The organism is Mesorhizobium sp. P171375 (assembly GCF_057786075.1).
The window spans coordinates 1,479,518-1,498,846 of the sequence record NZ_JBYNWF010000001.1 but is presented as its reverse complement, the minus strand read 5'-3'; the positions used below and the strand labels follow the sequence as shown (position 1 = coordinate 1,498,846).

The 19,329-nt window shown below is 62.4% G+C and carries 17 protein-coding genes; 6 read left to right on the top strand and 11 right to left on the bottom strand.

Annotated features, from left to right (window positions below; all coding sequences use genetic code 11):
- Positions 1 to 154 precede the first annotated feature (154 nt).
- Positions 155 to 1,180, top strand: a complete 1,026-nt coding sequence (locus ACYHH6_RS07345; RefSeq protein ID WP_352582231.1) for a nucleotidyltransferase family protein — start codon at positions 155 to 157, stop codon at positions 1,178 to 1,180.
- Between the two features lie 7 nt (positions 1,181 to 1,187).
- Here ACYHH6_RS07345 and ACYHH6_RS07340 read toward each other — a convergent pair whose 3' ends face one another.
- The 4 genes from ACYHH6_RS07340 to ACYHH6_RS07325 form a co-directional block, all read right to left on the bottom strand.
- On the bottom strand, positions 1,188 to 2,183 hold the full coding sequence (locus ACYHH6_RS07340; protein WP_352582233.1) for a serine kinase: 996 nt from the start codon (positions 2,181 to 2,183) through the stop codon (positions 1,188 to 1,190).
- Positions 2,180 to 2,614 carry a lasso peptide biosynthesis B2 protein gene (locus ACYHH6_RS07335; protein ID WP_352582235.1) on the bottom strand — a complete coding sequence of 145 codons (435 nt, stop codon included), beginning with the start codon at positions 2,612 to 2,614 and terminating at the stop codon, positions 2,180 to 2,182. The genes ACYHH6_RS07340 and ACYHH6_RS07335 overlap by 4 nt, the downstream gene beginning before the upstream one ends.
- Positions 2,614 to 2,901: a PqqD family protein gene (locus ACYHH6_RS07330; RefSeq protein ID WP_352582237.1), complete on the bottom strand. Its 288-nt coding sequence runs from the start codon at positions 2,899 to 2,901 to the stop codon at positions 2,614 to 2,616. The genes ACYHH6_RS07335 and ACYHH6_RS07330 overlap by 1 nt, the downstream gene beginning before the upstream one ends.
- Before the next feature lie 520 nt (positions 2,902 to 3,421).
- A complete protein-coding gene (locus ACYHH6_RS07325; RefSeq protein WP_352582239.1) occupies positions 3,422 to 4,267 on the bottom strand; it encodes a DUF2259 domain-containing protein in 846 nt (281 codons plus the stop codon).
- Positions 4,268 to 4,412: 145 nt separating this feature from the next.
- Here ACYHH6_RS07325 and ACYHH6_RS07320 point away from each other — a divergent pair, with 145 nt between their 5' ends.
- Both ACYHH6_RS07320 and ACYHH6_RS07315 read left to right on the top strand, forming a co-directional pair.
- Positions 4,413 to 6,320, top strand: coding sequence for a propionyl-CoA synthetase (locus ACYHH6_RS07320; protein ID WP_352582241.1), 1,908 nt, complete (start codon positions 4,413 to 4,415; stop codon positions 6,318 to 6,320).
- A 291-nt stretch (positions 6,321 to 6,611) separates the two neighbouring features.
- A complete protein-coding gene (locus ACYHH6_RS07315; RefSeq protein WP_352582243.1) occupies positions 6,612 to 7,340 on the top strand; it encodes a metallophosphoesterase family protein in 729 nt (242 codons plus the stop codon).
- A 178-nt stretch (positions 7,341 to 7,518) separates the two neighbouring features.
- On the opposite strand, the gene ACYHH6_RS07310 is transcribed toward ACYHH6_RS07315, so the two are convergent.
- The gene (locus tag ACYHH6_RS07310) at positions 7,519 to 8,505 is read right to left on the bottom strand and encodes an NmrA/HSCARG family protein (protein WP_352582245.1); all 987 of its coding nucleotides are present in this window, start codon (positions 8,503 to 8,505) and stop codon (positions 7,519 to 7,521) included.
- 159 nt (positions 8,506 to 8,664) lie between these two features.
- On the opposite strand from ACYHH6_RS07310, the gene ACYHH6_RS07305 reads away from it, so the two are divergent.
- Complete coding sequence (locus ACYHH6_RS07305) at positions 8,665 to 9,606, top strand: LysR family transcriptional regulator (protein WP_488500414.1); 942 nt, start codon at positions 8,665 to 8,667, stop codon at positions 9,604 to 9,606.
- Positions 9,607 to 9,716: 110 nt separating this feature from the next.
- Here ACYHH6_RS07305 and ACYHH6_RS07300 read toward each other — a convergent pair whose 3' ends face one another.
- The 6 genes from ACYHH6_RS07300 to ACYHH6_RS07275 form a co-directional block, all read right to left on the bottom strand.
- The gene (locus tag ACYHH6_RS07300) at positions 9,717 to 12,095 is read right to left on the bottom strand and encodes a polysaccharide biosynthesis tyrosine autokinase (RefSeq protein ID WP_352582249.1); all 2,379 of its coding nucleotides are present in this window, start codon (positions 12,093 to 12,095) and stop codon (positions 9,717 to 9,719) included.
- Between the two features lie 191 nt (positions 12,096 to 12,286).
- A complete protein-coding gene (gene galU / locus ACYHH6_RS07295; RefSeq protein ID WP_352582251.1) occupies positions 12,287 to 13,183 on the bottom strand; it encodes a UTP--glucose-1-phosphate uridylyltransferase GalU in 897 nt (298 codons plus the stop codon).
- 63 nt (positions 13,184 to 13,246) lie between these two features.
- Positions 13,247 to 14,197, bottom strand: a complete 951-nt coding sequence (locus ACYHH6_RS07290) for a glycosyltransferase family 2 protein (protein ID WP_352582252.1) — start codon at positions 14,195 to 14,197, stop codon at positions 13,247 to 13,249.
- Positions 14,187 to 15,137, bottom strand: a complete 951-nt coding sequence (locus ACYHH6_RS07285; RefSeq protein ID WP_352582254.1) for a glycosyltransferase family 2 protein — start codon at positions 15,135 to 15,137, stop codon at positions 14,187 to 14,189. The genes ACYHH6_RS07290 and ACYHH6_RS07285 overlap by 11 nt, the downstream gene beginning before the upstream one ends.
- The gene (locus tag ACYHH6_RS07280) at positions 15,134 to 16,132 is read right to left on the bottom strand and encodes a glycosyltransferase family 2 protein (RefSeq protein ID WP_352582256.1); all 999 of its coding nucleotides are present in this window, start codon (positions 16,130 to 16,132) and stop codon (positions 15,134 to 15,136) included. The genes ACYHH6_RS07285 and ACYHH6_RS07280 overlap by 4 nt, the downstream gene beginning before the upstream one ends.
- 44 nt (positions 16,133 to 16,176) lie before the next feature.
- Positions 16,177 to 17,349 (bottom strand): glycosyltransferase, encoded by a 1,173-nt coding sequence (locus tag ACYHH6_RS07275; protein WP_352582257.1) that lies wholly within the window; start codon positions 17,347 to 17,349, stop codon positions 16,177 to 16,179.
- A gap of 70 nt (positions 17,350 to 17,419) precedes the next feature.
- Between ACYHH6_RS07275 and ACYHH6_RS07270 the strand changes: the two genes are divergently transcribed.
- Positions 17,420 to 17,701, top strand: a complete 282-nt coding sequence (locus ACYHH6_RS07270) for a hypothetical protein (protein WP_352582259.1) — start codon at positions 17,420 to 17,422, stop codon at positions 17,699 to 17,701.
- Between the two features lie 129 nt (positions 17,702 to 17,830).
- Positions 17,831 to 19,117 carry a glycosyltransferase family 4 protein gene (locus tag ACYHH6_RS07265; RefSeq protein ID WP_352582261.1) on the top strand — a complete coding sequence of 429 codons (1,287 nt, stop codon included), beginning with the start codon at positions 17,831 to 17,833 and terminating at the stop codon, positions 19,115 to 19,117.
- Positions 19,118 to 19,329: the final 212 nt, after the last annotated feature.

The following is a 19,329-nucleotide window of genomic DNA, read 5'->3' as shown; positions in this document are numbered from 1 at the left end:
GCTTCATGCATGCTTTTCTGCAACATACGCCCTCCCAGAGCAGTTCTCCGAAATGGAGGGCTGCCCTAGTTTCTTGTCTTGATGCAATTTCGGATGGAAAACCGCTTCACACTTTTCCTGGAATTGCTCGATTGGGCGAACGACATCCGGATTGATGCTGCCACCTCTTGCGCCTGCCGATGAAAAACTGCTGCTGACCTTCGCCGATCCGGAGGCGTCGGCTGCTGTCGGCAGTGACGTTGCTGCCAAAACCTTGCTGGCACTGCTCGCCAATGCCGAGTTCCACGGCGTGCTGCCGATCATGCTGCGCAAGCTCCGGGAAGTCGGCGACGCGCGACTGCCGGCAGACGCTGCCTTGCAGCAAAAATTGTCGGAACTGCGCGACCAGTCGACGCTGGCGACCGGCCAGTCGATGCTGCTGCAGTATCATGGCGATCGCATCATGAAGGCATTGGCGGCGAAAGGCGTTCCGGCCCGCATCGTCAAAGGGCCGGTCTTCGCGCGCAAACTTTACCGCCACGCCGCCGACCGACCTTTCACCGACATCGACATTCTGGTCGAGCCGGCCAGCATCGTCGAAGCCAACACGGTCATTGCCGGATGCGGCTTCGAACTCTGGAGCGGCGAGGCGCAGTCGCAGGATTTGCAGGAGTTCAAATGGCTGGAGAAGGAGAATACCAGCCTGCTGATCGAACTGCACGGCAATCTGGTGCATGATTCCGGCATGCGGCGGCGGCTGTCACTAGGCTTTCGCGAATTGCAGATCATCGACAGTGGCGAGGCCGACACGCCGGCCGCGCTGCTGACCATCGCCATCGTGCATGCCGCGGGCGGGCACAAGTTCCACCGGCTGCAGCTGTGCGTGGACGTGTTGCAGGGTGTGCGCGCGCTGCGCTCGCATGCGGACGAGGACCGGCTGTTCGAGGCGGCGCGCATGAGCGGCATCGAGCTCGAACTGGCGACGGTTCTCAATGTGACGGGGCGGCTGTTCAATGCACCGCGCGCGGTCGAACTGGCCGACCGCATCGAACCGGATCTCCCGATACGTCTGGCCAAATGGCTCATCACCAGCGATACGCTGCTCGGCGTCAATTCCAGGGACAAGATGCATTCGCGTCTGCGCCGCGACGCCTTCCGCTGGGTCCAGCGGCTTGCCAGGCCAAAGCCGCATTTCGCCTGAATGGTGCCTAGTCCCGCGCCGCCAGCGCCGAGCGGATCAGCGGGGCCGCCTCGGCCGGGTTCGCACCGACTTCCAGCGTAAATGTCGGAACGGCTTTGACCAGCATCGCGATCGTTGCCATGCGGCGCCTCTGCGCCGGCAAAAGGCCGGTCATGCCGGTCCTGACATTGTCGGCGGCGAGCGCCACCATGGCGTCGGTCCTGGCCATCGGCACCAGCCGGGTTTGCGCGTCCGCCGAGCGGGCGAGATGAAGCAATGCTACGACCGGCCGGTCGACTGTCTCCTCGATGCGGATGATCTCGGCGAGACGTTCCAGCGAGACGGCCTGCTCGGCATTGGTATCCCATTTGTCGCCAAGGCAGGGAGCCACGAAAGGCAGCATCGCCGCCGTGTTGCGGTGGACCTTCACCTTGCGCGGCAAGCCCCAGGCCGTGATACCGCCGTCGGACGCAACCTTGAGGATCATGACGTCGTCCGAGCACAGGCCGAAGCCTTGCGATGCCAGCGCCAGCGAGGTCGTCGACTTGCCGGTGCCGCTCGGCGCATGGACCAGCACGAGCGCCTCGCGGCCGGGCAATGTCAGGCCGGCGGTATGGAGCATATGCTGGCCGCCGGCATCGAGCGCGGCATCCAGCACCATCATCAGCAACGTCCATTTGACCTTGGCGTCGGGATGAACACGGATTTCGGCCCAGCCCTCATCGGCGTTGATCGAGGCGGTCTGCAGGCCGGGAAAGATCAGGTGAACGATGCCGCCACCGTCGATCATCCGACAATGGCCTTCCTCCGGCACCTCGCCGTCGAAAGCGAGGTTGCCGGCAGGTGATTCCTGCAGCGCCGACGTCTCGACGATGTTGACGCGGAAAGCGGGCTCGACGGGTTCGGCCACACGCAACGTGCCGAGCATGAGGTCGAAACTCGGCCAGAGATCGGCCCGCGAGGCCGATATGCTGATGACCTGGCCCTTGAGGTCATAGCAGAAAGTGGCCGCCGAACCGGTCAAGCAGCGTGCGCCTTTCCGGCATCGGCGTGATGGCGATAGATCTGCACCATGCCGGGGAGGCTGTCGCTGACCACCGGCTGGCCGTCGAGGCAAACCCAGCAATGGGCGGACATGCGCGGCGCCTGCATCGACTTTGGATCGACGCCGAAGCGCAGATCCGGATCGAAGCCGGCAAAGCGCAGGAAGCGGTGGGCGAGCAGGCCTTCCCTGAGGCATCTTCGATCGCGCATCAACCAGGGGTGCCGGACGGTACGGTTGACGGCAGCCACGATGTAGGCGGACGACAGGCCGCGATAAGGGGTAGGCGCGCTGAGCGGCGCCCATTTCAACACCAATTCGAAGCTGCGGCGGCCGATCAGGACCGGCATCAGCCGCGCGCTTGTCCACAGATGGACGCGAAACAGGGTGCGCAGGAGGACGCCGTCCGCCATCAGAGAGCCGGGTCGGCGAGAATGCCTTCGCCCACCAGTTCGGCGGCCAGCGCCGCCATGTCCTGGTCGAGCGTATCCTTGTCGACCTCGAACTCGTCGGACAACAGGACGACGATCTGGTCGAGGCTGCGGGCGCCGTCGACCTTGTCGAGAAAGGCTTCGGTGGTGCCGTTGCAGGTGTAGAGCTGGCCGCTGCGCGCGAGCAGCACCACAGCGCCATCGCCGACATGCTGGACCGAGGCGTCGTCGGCCAGCCGCAGAACCATTTCAGAAGCGATGTGGGCCATGGCGCCCCTCCAGACCATTTTCCTGAAGAGGAGATAGCGCGGCGATGTGGCGATGTCCATTACGCGGACGGGACGGAGAACAGACCGGTCGAAACGATCTGTGGCAATCCGGCAACGGCAACACCTCTACGACACACGCTACCAAAACACGGTGGAGACATCCAATCCTGGGTTGTGGTAAGTTCCACGCCGTCGCAGGGCTGAGAGCAGGACTCCGCCCCCGGAAATAGTCGGTGCGCAAACCGTCAAGCCGGCTGTCGGACAGGGTCAAGGCGTTGCTTTTCTTACCTTAAGTAAGCTATGGAGTCGCCGGGTTTTGGGAGACTTACGAGTATGCGTTACAATTGGGAGCGGGCTCCGACGGCGTTCGAACGCCATCGGAAGACATTGGCAGCCGCTATATTGATTGCAGGTGGCGTCGGCCTGATGCTGGCGGCCTTGCCGCTTTAAGAGCTGATAACCGACACGAGCCTCACGGGGCGCATAAGCCGTTTCTGCCTGCCGCAAGGCAGGCCGCGGCTCATCGTGCGTACCCGGTCACCGCGATGAAGCGGCGGTCGCGTCCCTCAAAACCCTGGCTGAAACGCTGCACCAGCACAGCCAGCACGGCCGGTTTGCCGGGCGGCGTGTATTTGTAGGATTCCGAGAGGCTGTAGGAGGCCGGGCAGTTGCGCGAGCCGGGCACAGTCTTGTCCTCGTGCAGCACCTTGAACGGCTTGCCGTCCTGCCCCTGCAGGGACAGGCGGAAGCCGAGCGCCTTGCCCGTCTTGTCCCCTTGAAGTGCCTTGTCACCTTGAAGTGCCTTGTCACCTTGCTGATCGTCCGGCTTTGCATCGTCGAAGCTTGCCGAGCAATCCGTCGTGCTGTCGGCCAGGATCTCATCGAGCTGGATGGTCGAGATCTCCGTTTCGTCATAGAGCGGCGACAGCCACTTCTGCGCCGCTTGTTCGAGGCGGAAGATGTCGTTGTACTCGACGATATCGTCCGGGAAGGAGAACCTGTCGGACGCCGTGCGCTCACCGCGTGCGGCAATGGCATATTGGGCAAGGATGGGTGCTGCCCGCGTTGCCGCCTGCGCCCGTGCCTGCTCCAACGTCATCGTCGCCTGTTCCGATAGATCGACGATAAGAATCGGCTTGCCACCGACGAATTCGTCGGTGCGAGTGTCGATGATCTCGATTTCCGAGTAACCTGAATCGGACGCGCCGGCGTCGAGCGTACCATATTGTTCGAAGGCGAAATAATTGCCGTCGGGCGAGAAGCCGATGATGCGCCGGGCCGCGGCATCGCCGGCCTGGGCGGCGGAAACAGTCATCAACAACAGCACTGCCAGGCTGGCAGATCCAAACCCGTATCGCGACGTCATTGCGCCCTGCCCCGATTTCAACTCGATTTATGGTGCCTGCAATTTGTGACCATGGCGAGATCGGTTATACAGCAAACTGGGGGGCATGGCCGGGAAAGCCGGCATAGGCTATTGCAAGACGGCAAACTTGCCTGGGGAGGAATGGATGGCGTCACGCTACCACGAGGTCTATGACGGCTGGAAACGCGACCCCGAAAAATTCTGGGCCGAGGCCGCCGAGGCGATCGACTGGTATTCGCCGTGGACCAGCGTGTTCGATGCCAGTGCGGGCGTTTACGGGCGCTGGTTCAACGGCGCCACCTGCAACACCTGCTACAACGCCATCGACCGCCATGTCGCCGGCGGCCGTGCCGACCAGATCGCGCTGATCCATGACAGCGCCATCACCGGCACGGTCAAGAAATTCACCTATGCCGAGCTGAAGCGCGAAGTGGTGGCGCTGACGTCGGTGCTGAAGAACCGCGGCATCGTCAAGGGCGACCGCGTCATCATCTACATGCCGATGGTGGCCGAAGCGGCGATCGCCATGCTCGCCTGCGCCCGCATCGGAGCGGTGCATTCTGTGGTGTTCGGCGGCTTTGCCTCGCACGAGCTTGCCACCCGCATCGACGACGCCAAGCCGAAGCTGATTATTTCGGCGTCGTGCGGCCTGGAGCCCGGACGCGTCGTTGCCTACAAGCCGCTGCTCGACAAGGCCATCGATATGTCGCGTCACAAGCCGGACGCGTGCCTGATCCTGCAGCGCGACCAGCTGCGCTGCGAGCTAAAAGACCATTACGACATCGATTTTGCCGACGCCGTTGCGCGCGAGCGCGCGGCGGGCGCCAATGTCGACTGCGTTCCGGTGCTCGCCACCGACCCGCTCTACATCATTTACACTTCCGGTACGACCGGCCAGCCAAAAGGCATCGTGCGCGACAATGGCGGCCATATGGTCGCGCTCAAATGGACGATGGAAAACGAGTTCGGCGTCAAACCGGGCGAGGTGTTCTGGGCGGCATCCGACGTCGGCTGGGTGGTCGGCCATTCCTACATCGTCTACGGGCCGCTGCTGCATGGCGCGACAAGCGTGCTGTTCGAGGGCAAGCCGATCGGCACACCCGACGCCGGCACTTATTGGCGAGTAATTGCCGAGCATGGGGTCGTCGCGCTGTTCACCGCGCCGACCGCCTTCCGCGCCATCAAGGGGCAGGACCCCAAGGGCGAGTTCGTTGCGAAATACGATTTGTCGAAGTTCCGCACGCTGTTCCTCGCCGGCGAGCGCGCCGACCCCGAAACCATAAAATGGGCGGAACAGAAGCTCAATGTGCCGGTGGTCGACCATTGGTGGCAGACCGAGACGGGATCGCCGATGACCATCAATCCGGCGGGCCTCGGCCTGCTGCCGGTGAAATACGGCTCGCCCGGCGTGCCGATGCCGGGCTACGACATCCGGGTGCTCGACGATGCCGGCCATGAAGTGCCGCGCGGGACGCTCGGGAATGTGGTGGTGAAACTGCCGCTGCCGGCCGGCTGCCTGCCGACGCTGTGGAACGCCGACGCCCGCTTCCGGCAGGCCTATCTTGAGGAGTTCCCCGGCTACTACAAGACCGCCGACGCCGGCATGATCGACGAGGACGGCTATCTCTATGTCATGGCGCGCACCGACGACATCATCAATGTCGCCGGCCACCGGCTGTCGACCGGCGCCATGGAAGAGGTGCTTTCAGCGCATCCCGATGTCGCCGAATGCGCTGTCATCGGCATCGCCGACGCCATGAAAGGCCAAGTGCCGCTCGGCTTCGTCGTGCTCAATGCCGGCGTCGCCCGCGATGCCGCTGCCATCGAAAGCGAGGTGGTGGGGCTGGTGCGCGAGCGGATCGGTCCGGTCGCCGCCTTCAAGACGGTGGTGACGATCAAGCGGCTGCCCAAGACGCGCTCCGGCAAGATCCTGCGCGGCACCATGCAGAAGATCGCCGACAAGGAAGAATGGACGATGCCGGCGACCATCGACGATCCCGTCATCCTCGACGAGATCACAGCAGCGCTCAAGGCCCGCGGCATCGGAATCTGACCACTCGGGCTGCGGGGGCCGAGCCGGCACAGAGGCGTGGTGGCGATCGGCTGAGCCACGGATCCGGCTGCTGCTCGACCACAAGGCGGTCTGATCGCCAGGCCTTGAGGCCCGCGGCGAAAGCAGCCGCCGTTATGGAATTTCCAACGCCTGCCATGTATCCACGGGTTTGCGGCGCGTCACAAAGGCGCGCCAGTGGAAACGAAACCCGATTTTTGGCAGGCATCGAGCCCAGTGGCCTTGTTTCAGCGATCCAGACCCCCTCGGCCGGCGCCGCGCGAGCGCCTGGAAATGGATATGGAGGATACCGTCGTCTACGCGATCGGCGACGTGCATGGCTGCTACAAGGAATTGCTGTCGCTGGAGGAGAAGATCGCGCTCGACGGGGTGCAATTTCGCGGGCGCAAGATCATCGTCATGCTTGGCGACTATATCGATCGCGGGCCGCAATCGGCGCGCGTGCTAGATCATCTGCTGGCGCCGTCGCCGAAAGGGTTCTTGCGCGTCTGCCTGGCGGGAAACCATGAAGTGGCGATGCTGAACTATCTCGACGGCTATCTGTCGCGGGACAGCTGGCTGGCGGTCGGCGGCCGCGAGACGCTGTTTTCCTACGGCGTCGACCCGGAGCGACTCAGCAGCCTCTATGCATCCAGCGACGAGGTCGACAGGCGCATAAGGGAGGTCATCCCTGTCGATCATATCGACTTCCTGCGTAGCCTGCCGGTGTTGCTCTGTTCGGAGAAATTCGTGTTCGTCCATGCCGGCATCAGGCCGGGTATCGACCTTGTGGCGCAAGACGAGCAGGATCTGCTCAACATCCGCGACGAGTTCTTCGATGCCGCCCATCTGCTCGACCGCTTTGTTGTGCACGGGCACACGCCGGTCGACACTCCCAAGCTCGACGGGCGACGGCTCGACATCGACACCGGCGCCTTTCACACTGGCCGGCTGACCGCCGTCAGGATCGCCGGCAAGTACGGCCGGCTGCTGTCGTCCGGGAATCAAGGGCAAGTGCCTTAGCCAGAGCAATTCCGGGAAAGTGTGAGCGGTCTTCCCGGAGAAAGCGCGTAGCGCTTTCCCGAAGGGAATTGCGTAAAAACAAAGAGATAGCGCGGTTCGGGCCGCTCCAAGTCTTTTGCGGCAATTCCGGAAGAACACCCCGCAACGCCGTCATAGCGCGAGCACGGCTTCGCTGCTCTCAGGTCGGCGCAAGCTCGGCCTCAGGGGTGGCGCCATAGGACAGCAGGTCGCCTTGCCATTTGCTGCGCTTTAGGAACTGCTCCCATGTCAATGCATGCGGATCGATTTTACGGCTCCAAGTCAAGTCGCGCTCGGGAGCGAAATAGCCATATTCGACGGCGTACTCGTTCATGCCCACCAACTCGCGCACGAAAGGCTCGTTGGCAGCAAACATCGGAAAGTGGCGCAACAAGTCTTCGCGCGAGTACGCGGAGGCGTAGCGCGCCGGCTGCCCGGTGACGCGCACAAACGTGTTCACCATTTCCTGCGGCGAGATAAGCTCGCCGATAACCGGCAGGGCTTTGCCAGCGTATTGCGCCGGGTGATCGAACATCTCGCGCACCGCTGGTCCGGCCGCGGTGAGCGGATCACAGAACGGCATGGGGGCGTCCGGCGGCAAGTATATGGCGAACGTTGTGCCGTCCTTCCCGCGTTGAGGTACGTAGTATTCTAGGAAGTTGGTGTAGAAAAACGCCAGGTACACGAACGAGCTGCGAACGGGCAAGGAGCGAATGTAGTCCTCGACCCTCGCCTTGTCCGTGAAGTGCGGCGCCCACTTGGTGCCGCCAGTGCGCGCTCTGACGTTTTCGAGCGAGCTGAAAACCACATGTTCGACGCCAGCGGCCACCGCCGCATCGGCCAACTCCTTGCCGAGGGCAAACTCGGGTTCCTCTGGCTCCACCGTGACAATGTTCGGCGTCATCAAGTACGCACCGGCCGAGCCTTTCAGAGCCTCGGTTAGCTCGGCCTGCCTGCCGATTTCAAGGGGGGCCACCACGACTTCGGCACCCTTTCGCGCCAAGGCTTGCGCGGGCTGGCTATCGAGGCGCCGAGTCAGGGCGCGTACCCGGTAGCGCCCACTATCGAGCAGGGCATCGGCGACACTGCGGCCTTGCTTACTCGAGGCACCGACAATAGTGATCAAAGGCTTATCGGCTTGGGTCATGCTATTTCTCCTAGTCTTGAGGGCGTAGACTGTTTCCGATCGTTCCCCATCAGAGCCCGCTAAAGCAGTCAGCGCGACGGGGTCTGTCCTAGACGACGAAGTTTCGGCTGCTCCGAGCTATATTTGAAATCGTAGAAATGTTCGGCTACTATCCATTCCATGGATACCAAGCGCTTGGACCTCAATCTGTTGGTTACCCTGGAGATGCTGCTGGTCGAGCGGAACGTCACGAAGGCGGCTGCCCGACTGCACCTGAGCCAGCCAGCGGTAAGCGCCCAGCTAAACCGTCTCAGGCATGAGTTCGATGACCTACTGCTAATCCCTGCCCAGCGGGGGATGACGCCGACGGTCAAAGCAATGGAGTTGCTCGATCCGTTGCGCCAAGCCCTTGATCAAGTTCGCGCCACGGTCGCCTCGCACAGGAACTTCGATCCGAAGAAGGCCAAGCTGACCTTCGCAATCGCTTGTACGGATTATCTGCAAGCGGCAGTGGTCAAGCCGCTCGTTATGGAACTCCGGACGCGAGCGCCCGGTGTTCGCGTCGCGATACGCAATCTGGACGTGCCGCAGATGGAAGCGCAGATGGCACGCGGTGATGTGGATTTGGCACTCATGACGCCGCAAGCGGCCCCGCCAGGTCTTCGCACTCGGCATCTGTTCGATGAGCGCTATGTGCTCATCGGCCGTCGGAAGCATCCGCAGCTGCGGGATGGAATCACGGTCGCTGAATTTGCTAAGCTGGAGCAAGTGATCGTATCCTTGGACGGCGGCGGCTTCGTGACGCCGGTGGACAGTGCTTTGGCAGCTCTCGGACACAGGCGTAACGTGGTGCTCTCTGCGGCTTCGTTCCTGCTCGTCCCCGAGATCGTGTCTCACTCCGACTTCGTGGCGCTGGTCCCGGAACGGCTGGTACGCGGCTCTGCCGACCAGCTTGAAGTGATAGACTGTCCATTTCCCGTTGAAGGCTTTGCGGTGGGAATGGTGTGGCATGAGCGCAGTCACGGACACAGCGGCCAACGCTGGATCCGTGAGACTATTGTCTCGCTTGTCGCGCATCGATCCTCGTCTCAGGTGCGCGAAACTCACAGCCAGAGCATTTGACCGCTTCACGGAAACGGCGAACTGCTCTATCTCTTTTTTCCACGCAATTCCCTTCGGGAAAGCGCTACGCGCTTCTCCGGGAAAACCGCTCACACTTTCCTGGAATTGCTCTAGGCGGCCGTCTTCGACCGCAGGTCCGATTTCTCCAGATAGTAGGTCGAATAGCGGTCGAAGAATTTCTCCGAGCCGCCGAGCGAGCCGTATTTCGCCAGCTTCTTCAGGTCGACCTTGTTGAGCACGGCGCCGACGATCTTGTTGGCAACATAGGGCTCCTGTTCCAGCAGCGAGCGCACCATGGCGCGCGGCGTGCGGCCCCATTCGGCGACCAGCACGAAACCGTCGGCAAGCGGCGCGAAGGCCTTGGCGTCGACCACGGGGCCGAGCGGCGGCAGGTCGACGACGATGTACTCGAACGTCTCCTTGGCATTGTCGATGAAGCGCCGCATGCCGGCCGACGAAAGCAGCTCGCTGGTGTGCGAGAATTGGCCGCGCAGCACGGCCGGGATGATTGCCAGCTTGGTCTGGCGGTCGACCTTGCCGACCGACTGCCAGGTCTGACCGTTTACCACCGCCTCCATCAGCCCTTGCTCGGCCTCCATGCCGAGGTTGCGGCTGAGACCCGGATTGCGCAAATCGGCATCGATCAAAAGGGTTTTCGAGCCGTTTGCAGCCAGCAAACCGGCCAGATTGGCGGCAACTGTCGACTTGCCCTCGCCGGGCAGGATCGAGATCACACCAATGACCCGGCTGCCTTGCCCTTCCATGACGACGTCGAAGGCGATCTTGGCGTTGCGAAGCGTTTCGGAGAACATCGATGCCGGCGCATCGACGCTGACCCGCATGCGCGCCCGCTTTTCGGCCGCTGACAAGGTGTTGGTGCTTTTAGCATCCGCCGGCCCGTCATCGGCATCCTTGCTCAGCCTGCCGCCGATCGTCGGCAGATAGCCGAGGAATTTGAGGCCGACGCGATCACGAACGTCCTCACCGGTCCTGAAGAACCGCTCGTTGAACTCGTTCAGGCCGCCAAAGCCGGCGCCGAGCAGCACGCCAAGCACCAGCGCAAGCGCCAGCACCCTGGAGGTGCGCGGGCTCGCAGCGGAAAGCGGTGCTGATGCATCCGAAATGATGCGGACCTTGCCGACCGGGAAGGACTGCTGCTGCGAGGCTTCCTCATAGCGGCCGAGGAAAGTCTGGTAGAGCGTGGTCAGCGCCTGCGCCTGCTGGTCAAGCTCGCGCAGCTTGACCTGGCTCTGGTTGTCGACGGAGCTCTTGCCAGCCGCGTCGGCGATCTTCTGCCTCAGCGCCGTCTCGCGCGACTGAGCGACCTCAAATTCGTTGCGATAGCTTTCGGTCAGCTGCTTCAACTCGCCGAAAATCTGTGTCGACAGATCGGCCTTCTCCTTGGCCAGCGCCACGGCCTGCGGATGCTCGGCGCCGAAATTGGCCGTCACGTCCTGCAGACGCTTGGCAACTGTGAGATAGCGGGTCTTGAGCGTTGCAATGACCGAACTCGCCGGCTGGTCGCTCGATATGGCGGAATCGTTGAAGGCGTTTTCGGAACCGCTTTCGACGATGGCCTTGTACTGCTGGTAGCGGGCGCTGGCGCGCGCCGTATCGGCCTGCGCGACGATCAGCTGGGCAGTGAGGTCGGCGATCTGCTTGTCGCTGATCAGCTGGCCGTCGCTGTTGGCGGCCAGGCCGTGCTCGGACCTGAACTTCTCGACCGCGAGCGCCGCTGCCTGTGAGTTTTGCCGAAGCTCGGTCAACCGGCCCTGCAGCCAAACCGCCGCGCGCTCGGTGGCGTCGAAGCTGGCGTTGAGCTGGTCGGCGAGATAGGCGTCGGCATAGGCCTTGGTGATGGCGGTTGCGAGCGCCGGATTTGTCGATTGGTAGCCGATCGCAATCACATAGCTGCGACCGGTGCGTTGTGCCAGCACTTCGCTCTGCAGCTTCAGCACGGCATAGTCATGGCGCGCCGTCAGCATCATAGCCTGGCGTGTCGCTTCATCGACATTTTCCATGCCGGGAATCTGGTCGGCAGAACTGGAGCGGAAATAGCCGACCACGCCGCGCACGAAGCCGATGCCCTTGGCCAGGGCCGATTGCGGCGGGTTCATGAACTCGGCGTTCTGGTCAAGCTTCAGCTTGTCGACGACCACTGAGGCCAGACGCGCCGAGTTGATGATTTCGATCTGGCTGAGAAGGGCGGCGTCGGTCTGCATGGTGACGGATGCAGCCGAGATGTCGTCGACGACCTTGTTCAGGCCTTCGTCGATCAGCACGCTGGCGACCGACATGTATTGCTTGGGCGTGGTCTGCAGATAAAGCACGCCCATGAACAGGCCGATGATGGCGCAGACCGCCACCACCTTGACCTGCCGCGCCGCCATGCCAAGCAGGCGCTCGACGTCGATGAAATCTTCACCCTTTTCCTGATCGGTGTTGGGCAATGGCATCCTCTTGTCGAGAGGAAAGCTGGCATAATTCATCTTCGGTCCAATTCTAGGTTACAGGCGCCGGAGCGAGACGGGGTCAGGCCCCATCTCTTCCGAAGCTGCGGAGATCGGGGGCAAAGCATGCAACGCAAGCTTCATGCCATCTGGCGTGAAACCTGAGCGGCCAGGCGCGCAGGCATGGGCTGCGCCATCGTCCAAACGCATATGCCCTCGAAACATGGACATTATGCGGCCACTTCCTGACGCTCGTGCGACCGCACGAACGCCTGCAGCATTTCCAGCACAGGCCCCCTCATGTCGTCGCGCGCCAGCGCGAAGGCGATGGTGGCCTCAATGAAGCCTTCCTTGGAGCCGCAGTCGAACATGCGGCCGTTGAAAGGCTGGGCATAGAAAGACTGGCTTTTCGCCAGGCGGACCATGGCGTCGGTAAGCTGGATTTCGTTACCGGCGCCGCGCTGCTGGTTGCCGAGCAGCGAGAATATCTCGGGCTGCAGGATGTAGCGGCCGTTGATGTAATAGTTCGACGGCGCGTTGGCCGGCGCCGGCTTTTCCACCATCGCAGTCACCTCGAAGCCGTTGCCGACCTCGGCGCCCCGGCCGACAATGCCGTATTTGCTGGTCTCGGACGGCTCGCAGCGCTCGACGGCGATGACGTTGCCGCCAGTCTGCCGGTAGAGATCCATGGTTTCGGCGAGGCAGCCGCGGCCGCCGAACGACACCATGTCGGGCAGCAGAAGTGCAAACGGCTCGTCGCCGATGACTTCGCGCGCGCACCACACCGCATGGCCGAGGCCTTGCGGCGACTGCTGGCGGATGAAGCTGGTCGCGCCGGCCACCGGCAGCATGCTTTCCAGCGCCTCCAGCTGGGTCTTCTTGCCGGTCTGCTCAAGCGTTCCGATCAATTCGGGATGCAGGTCGAAATAGTCCTCGATGACAGCCTTGTTGCGGCCGGTGACGAACACGATGTGCTCGATGCCGGCTTCGAACGCCTCGTCCACCGCATATTGGACGACAGGCCGGTCGACTACGGGCAGCATTTCCTTGGGCATCGATTTGGTCGCCGGCAGGAACCGTGTTCCAAGCCCCGCCACCGGGATGACTGCCTTCCTGACTTTCTGCATCTGGTATTCCTTCTGAGAAAAGATTTCCAATTATCGCCGGCTATAAAATTTGGCCCGCATGCTTCATCTCCCCGTCCCCACGGCAAACTGTGCCGCCACCCTCCTGAGCCGGACGGCGATCGGCATCGACATATGCCCGACAGCCGCCGGATCACTTAGCGCGGTGCGTATCGCCTTCAACGGCGAGCGCGCCTTGATGTGCTGAACCAGCGACAGGAACGATGCCGCCTTGCGCAGGCTGCGAGCGCGCCTGGCGAAGGCGGCCGCGGCCGCGGCGTCCATCGAATTCGTCTCTGCGAAGACCGCATCGGCCTTGCGCATCGCCTCGACATGATGAAGCTCGAGCACACGCGAGATGGAGCCTGTGCGGATGTGGTAGATATAGCCGGTCGTCGGCTCGACCACGCATTTGCCGCCTTTGGCCAGCGCATTGGCGAGCAGGATGTAATCCTCGCCGATGCTCAGATTTTCATCATAGCTGAGCCCGTTTTCGGTCAGGAAGCGGCGCTGGAAGATCGGCTTGAGATAGCCAAGATTGAACGTGGATTCGAAAACGATGTTGCCGGCGATGTAGTCGGCGAGCGTGATTTCACGCAGGCCTTCCAGATATTCGGCGGGGAACATCGTCGCTTCGGCAACGCCGTCCTCGCGCACCACCTGGAGGTTGTCGACGGCGATGACAGCGCCTGCCTTTTCCGCCCGAGCGATCATGGCGGAAAGCCGGCCGGGAAGGACGGCATCGTCGGAATCGAGCACCGCGACCCAACGGCCGGAAGCCAGCTCGAGCCCGGCATTCCTGGCGCCGCCGGGTCCGCGATTTGCGGGCAGTGCGACGACGCGGACGAGGTCCTGTGGGTAGGCTCTTGCGACGTCGAGTGTGTTGTCACGCGACTGGTCGTCGACAACGATGATTTCGACGCTGACATCGCGCTGGGCGGTAGCGCTTACGATCGCCCGGTCGAGCGTGGCCGCGGCATTGTAGGCGGCGATGACAAAGGAGACGTCAGGCTGCACGCTTGCCCCCCTGCTGCGGTGAGATGAGGCCGTACTGGCGAATCTCGCTGATGCCGACCAGGCCGCTGACGACACCGACATGCATGATGCCGCGCAGCACGCTGCGGTTGCGGCGGACCGGGCTGATCGCCGTCAGTGCTGCCATGCCAAAGCAGTAGGCAGCCTTGGCCGAGGCAAGGCCGACATCCTTCGAGCGCCTGACGACACCGGCATTTTGGCCGATGAGGTGGCCATGCGTCTGGCCGAAGCGGAAGCGGCGGCGGCGCAGCCAGTCGAACGCGGCTCGCGAACGCGGTACCACTTCCTCGACCCAGGCTTCCGGTGCGAAGGCGATACGGCCGCCGGCTTTGACCATACGATCGAAGAATTCGGTGTCCTCGCCGCCGCTCTGGCCGCGCGCCAGGCTGAAACGCCGGTCACGCAGGCTGTTGGCGCTCATCCTCAAAAGGACGTTGCAGGTGTAGCCGGTGCGGATTTCGCCCCGCACCCAGACCGGCAAGGTCGAATGGAAATCGCCCTTGCGCATCCAGTCCGGCGCATCCGGGCGGTAGAGCGCCCGCACCGGACCAAGCACGGCCTCGGCGCCGCTTGTCTCGGCGGTGGCGACCAGCTCGGCAAGCCATTGCGCGGAGGCGGTTTCGTCGTCGTCGATGAAGGCGACAAAATCCGCCGTGCTGGTGTCAAGACAGGCGTTGCGGGCGACCGAGATGTTGCGTGCCGGGGCATGCCGGTAGCGGACCAGCAGCTTCAATTCCCGCGCCAGCTCGGTCACCAGCGACTCGGCGGTCGGCTCGTCGTCATTGTCGGCAACGATGACGCCGATGCCGAAGCCGGCAGGCATGTTCATGGCAGCGAGCGAGCGCAGCGTGTCGGCCAGTTCCGGCCGGCGAAACGTGCAGACGCAAATATCGATGCGGCGATCCCTCGAGGCCATGCTCATGACGCCACCTTGCGCTGCGATCGCGCCCCGAGCAGTTGCAGCCAAAACCCGACCGACCAGCCGAAATGCATGACCATCGCCGAAATGCCGGTCAGCACATTGTTGGGGTTGCGCTGGGCAATCGCGGTCCACACGCCATAGCCGAGACACACCGAGGCCCAGACCAGCAGCGGCACCGCCGCCAGCCAGTGGATGAAGGAAAATGCCGCGAGAAGAACGACCGGCGCCACCAGCAGCGGGATCATCTGCCGGACCTTCGGGATCATGCGGTGCTTGAGCACGTTCTTGGCGCGGCCGCGGCCATAGCCGAGATATTGGAAATACAGGCCTTTCAGCGAGGAACGCGGATAGTAGACCATCTGCGTCTTGCCGCTCATCCAGATGCGATAACCGGCCTGGCGCAGCCGGTAGTCGAGCTCGGCATCCTCATTGTGGCTGAAGGTCTCGTCATAGCCACCGACCGCGGTGAAGGCCGAAATCCGGATCAGCGCGTGATGACCATGGTCGACCCATTCGCCGGCCGAGAGGTGCCTGTGCTTGGAGCCGCCGGTGCCCAATTTGGAATTCTGCGCCGCCGCGACCGCTTTCTGCACCACGCCGCTGCCGCTGGTCAGCATCGAGACGACGACCGAATCGGCTGATGTGGCCAGCGCCTCCTCGACCAGCCGGTCGCAATAATCGGCGGGATAGCCGCCATGGGCGTCGATGCGGATCAGATATTCGGCGCCGGCGCCGTAGCTGGCGACGGCGAGGTTGATCGCGGCGCTCTGGATGCGCTCTGGGTTGTGCAGGAGGATGACTTGGGGATCTCCGGCCGCAACCGCCTCGACAATGGCCAAAGTGCCGTCGGTGCTGCCGCCATCGGCAACGACGATGCGGGCGCCGAGCCTTGCGGCGGCTGGCTGCAACTGCTCGAGCAATGCACCGATATGCGTCGCCTCGTTCAGGCACGGGATAACGATCAGGCTTGGCGGAAGCGCTTTCGTTTGCGTCATCGGTGCCTTCCCGCGCCCTGTATTTTTGTCATCGCCAATCACCCCTAAGCCAGTGCCTCGGTGACGAAGGAGCCGGGTGAAACCACCAGGCCGCGCAGCCGGTCGACAAAAGCGCGGCAGTCGCTGCGGTCGTAGCTCCATGTCCTCGGATTGCGGGCCAGAACTCGCGCCTTGGCCTTGCCGAAACGCTCCTGGTCCATGCGGCCGAGCGCGGTTTCCAGCGTCTGCGGCGTGGCGTCGGACAGCAGGACGCCAATGTCCTGCTGGTTGAGGAAGCGCCCGGTCTCGGTGTTGCCCATCGAGATCGGCACGGCGCCGAAGCGGCAGCCCTCATAGAGACGGTTGGGCAGCAGCCATTCCGAATTCTGCCCTTCCTCGAAGAAGTCGATGGCCCAGGAGAAATGCACTTCGCCGTAGATCGCCGCCATGTCCTCCGGGTTGCGGTAGGGGCCGCGGAAAGAGAGATAGGGCTCGGCTTCGACAAAAGCGTGGAAATCCGGGAATTCCGACAGTGCCGGACGGCCCCGCAGGACGACCTCGAAGCGCCCGCCTTGGCGGCGGGTGAAATCGGCCAGCAGCTCGAGCGAGCGGCGGCAGCGCAGCGCGCCGAACCAGCCAATGCGCCATGGCGGCGCGACAGGGTTTTCGGCCTTCAGGCGATCGTCCGTGGAGATCGGCGCGATTTCGAAATATTTGTTTTCGACCAGCTCCACCGGCGCCGCGACTTGCCCGAACGGCTTGAAATAGTTGGCGATGAAGGCCGGCGAGCTGGTCACCAGAAGCTTCACGTCGCGGGCGAGATATCGTTCCGCGGTGCGCAGCGCCCGGCCCAGCATGTCGTTGCGCAGCACCAGGCGGTGGATGTCGAGGCATTCGTAGACAATCGGCACGCCGCCGCGAAAGGCTGCCTTGGCACGTCTGGCCAGCGCCAGCATTTCCAGATTGCGCGCGATGATGAGATCGGGCTTCGGCATCGCCCCAAACTTCGAGCCTATCGACAGCGCCGCCTTGGCGACCGCCGCCATGCGCTGGCCGAATCGGCCGTCACGCGTCGCGCCAAGGTCGATCGGCTGCAGCCCCTCAACGTCGGGAACAGCATTTGTGGTCCGACGGAAGCCGGCCAATGTGACCCGCGCGCCGCCTGCCCTGAGCATTATGATCCGCCGGCGCACGGCCGGGTCGGAAACGTCGTGCACAAGGTACAAGACATGCAGCATGAAAACTCGACCGCTGTTGGCCCACCCATAGGAATGCTAACGCAGCTTTTGCTGCATCGCAACATTTTTGGTGCACCGTAGCAAAATTAGCCACCTCTACCGCGCCGCACAAATATCGCCGGAAGTCGGTGGCGCGCAAAAAGTGGCTACCCAGGTGAGCCGCAGAAAATGGTACGACCTGCGGAGCCGGCAGTTTCGGGCAATTTTGCCCCGTGCGCGGCAAAATCGCGATCCGATCACGCCGACCATGAAAACTCCGATGTCGGTGATCGTGGTAAACCAATTGCTAATATTGTGTTGCACCGCAACAAAAAATGATGTTGAATTCACCCTAGGGAAGTTGGGGTTTTGAATTGGCCAGGGGATCCGCGCTGCATTCTGCTGCAGTGCGGGATGATGAGTGCATGGCAGCTCAGCTGCACTTTTAGAATAACTTGCGAAGACCCCTGATGCCAACTGTTTAAATACGGGTGGGTGCTGTATGGGCAAGTCTCTTCGTATTGCCGTCTATGACGACAAGTATCCGACCAGTTTCGTTACGCCGCGAGCGTCCCGACATACGATCGTGCGACAGCGATTTCTGCCGTTCAACCTGGTCTCGTCGAAGCTGGAAGGTGTGACACTGATTGAACCTGCTCTGTCCGTTGACATGGTGCATGCGTTCAACCGGATACCTGTCAATTCCTCGAAGTACATCATGTCATTCGAATCCCATTTGCCGCGGCAGTTCGCGCTTCGCAAACGCGGGCTTATGGCGCGATACCTAGTCTCGCGGATCACGAACCCCGGCTGCCGCCGCATTATCGCCTTATCGCATTTTGCCCGCAGATGTTTTCTGGCCCAGCATGCCGGAAATCCGCAGCTAGACCTCCTGACCGCAAAGCTGATGGTTCGTCACCCGAATATCGTCGTGCCCGCGGTTGAGGATGCGATGTCCCAAGACACTGCAGCGGAACTGGTGCTGACATTCGTCGGTGCCCATTTCGGCCGCAAGGGCGGATGTGTTGCAGTCAAAATCGCGGAAAAGGCGTTGGAGCAGAATTTGCCAATCCGCGTGAACATCGTTTCCAGTCTCCAGGTTGGCGGTCCCATATGGACAGACCCGACAGCTCCAGGGTTCTTCGACCCCTATCTGAAGCTGCTCGGACTGAAGAATGTCCAACATCACGGGGCGCTGCCAAACCAGGCGGTGCGAAAATTGCTGCGCAATTCGCATTTCGGCATCCTCGCCACGTTCGGCGATACGTTTGGGTACTCTGCACTGGAATCGATGTCCGAGCACACTCCGGTTCTTGGGACGGGGGTCTGCGCTCTGCCGGAATTCCTCGAGGACGGCGTCAACGGGATTTCATTGCCAGTGAAGCTGAACGAGGTCGGTGATTGGTGGAACCCGGGATACGACTTCCGCGGCGACGCGAATTTTGCCCAATATTTCCGCGATGAAGTCGAGCGTCTTGCCTGCTTGGCCATTGACCGGTTGAAGACCTATATCGGCCACCCCGAACTGATGGCGCCGCTACGGCGCCAAGCCCGCAGGACGGCGGAAACCATGTTTGCGGCCGAACCCGCAGGCGCATTTCTCGATGCGCTTTACGATCGTGTTGCGCTGGAGCGCGCGACGGATCCGGCGCAACTCGATCCGGCTCTTGACGTTTCCTCTCCGCAATCCTTGCCGGCTGAATCCTTGCCGTCCGTATCATCGCCGTTTGTGCCTAATGAAAATACACCGGAGCAACCCCACCGCATCCCGACCGCCTCCGCGGCATGAGCGCCCGGGCACCGCTCCGAAAGTAGCGACCGCGGTTGCCTTGCTGTTGCGCATTGGCCCACCGATCGGAAGGGGGCGGTTTATTCCCGGACGGTGCGGCAAGGAGAGCGAATTTGCTGCTTTGCAACATTTTTGATGCAGTGCGGCGAAAAATAGCCATATCCTTGGTGCATGGCTCAATCATCAAGGGTGGCACGTAAGCTGTTACACGT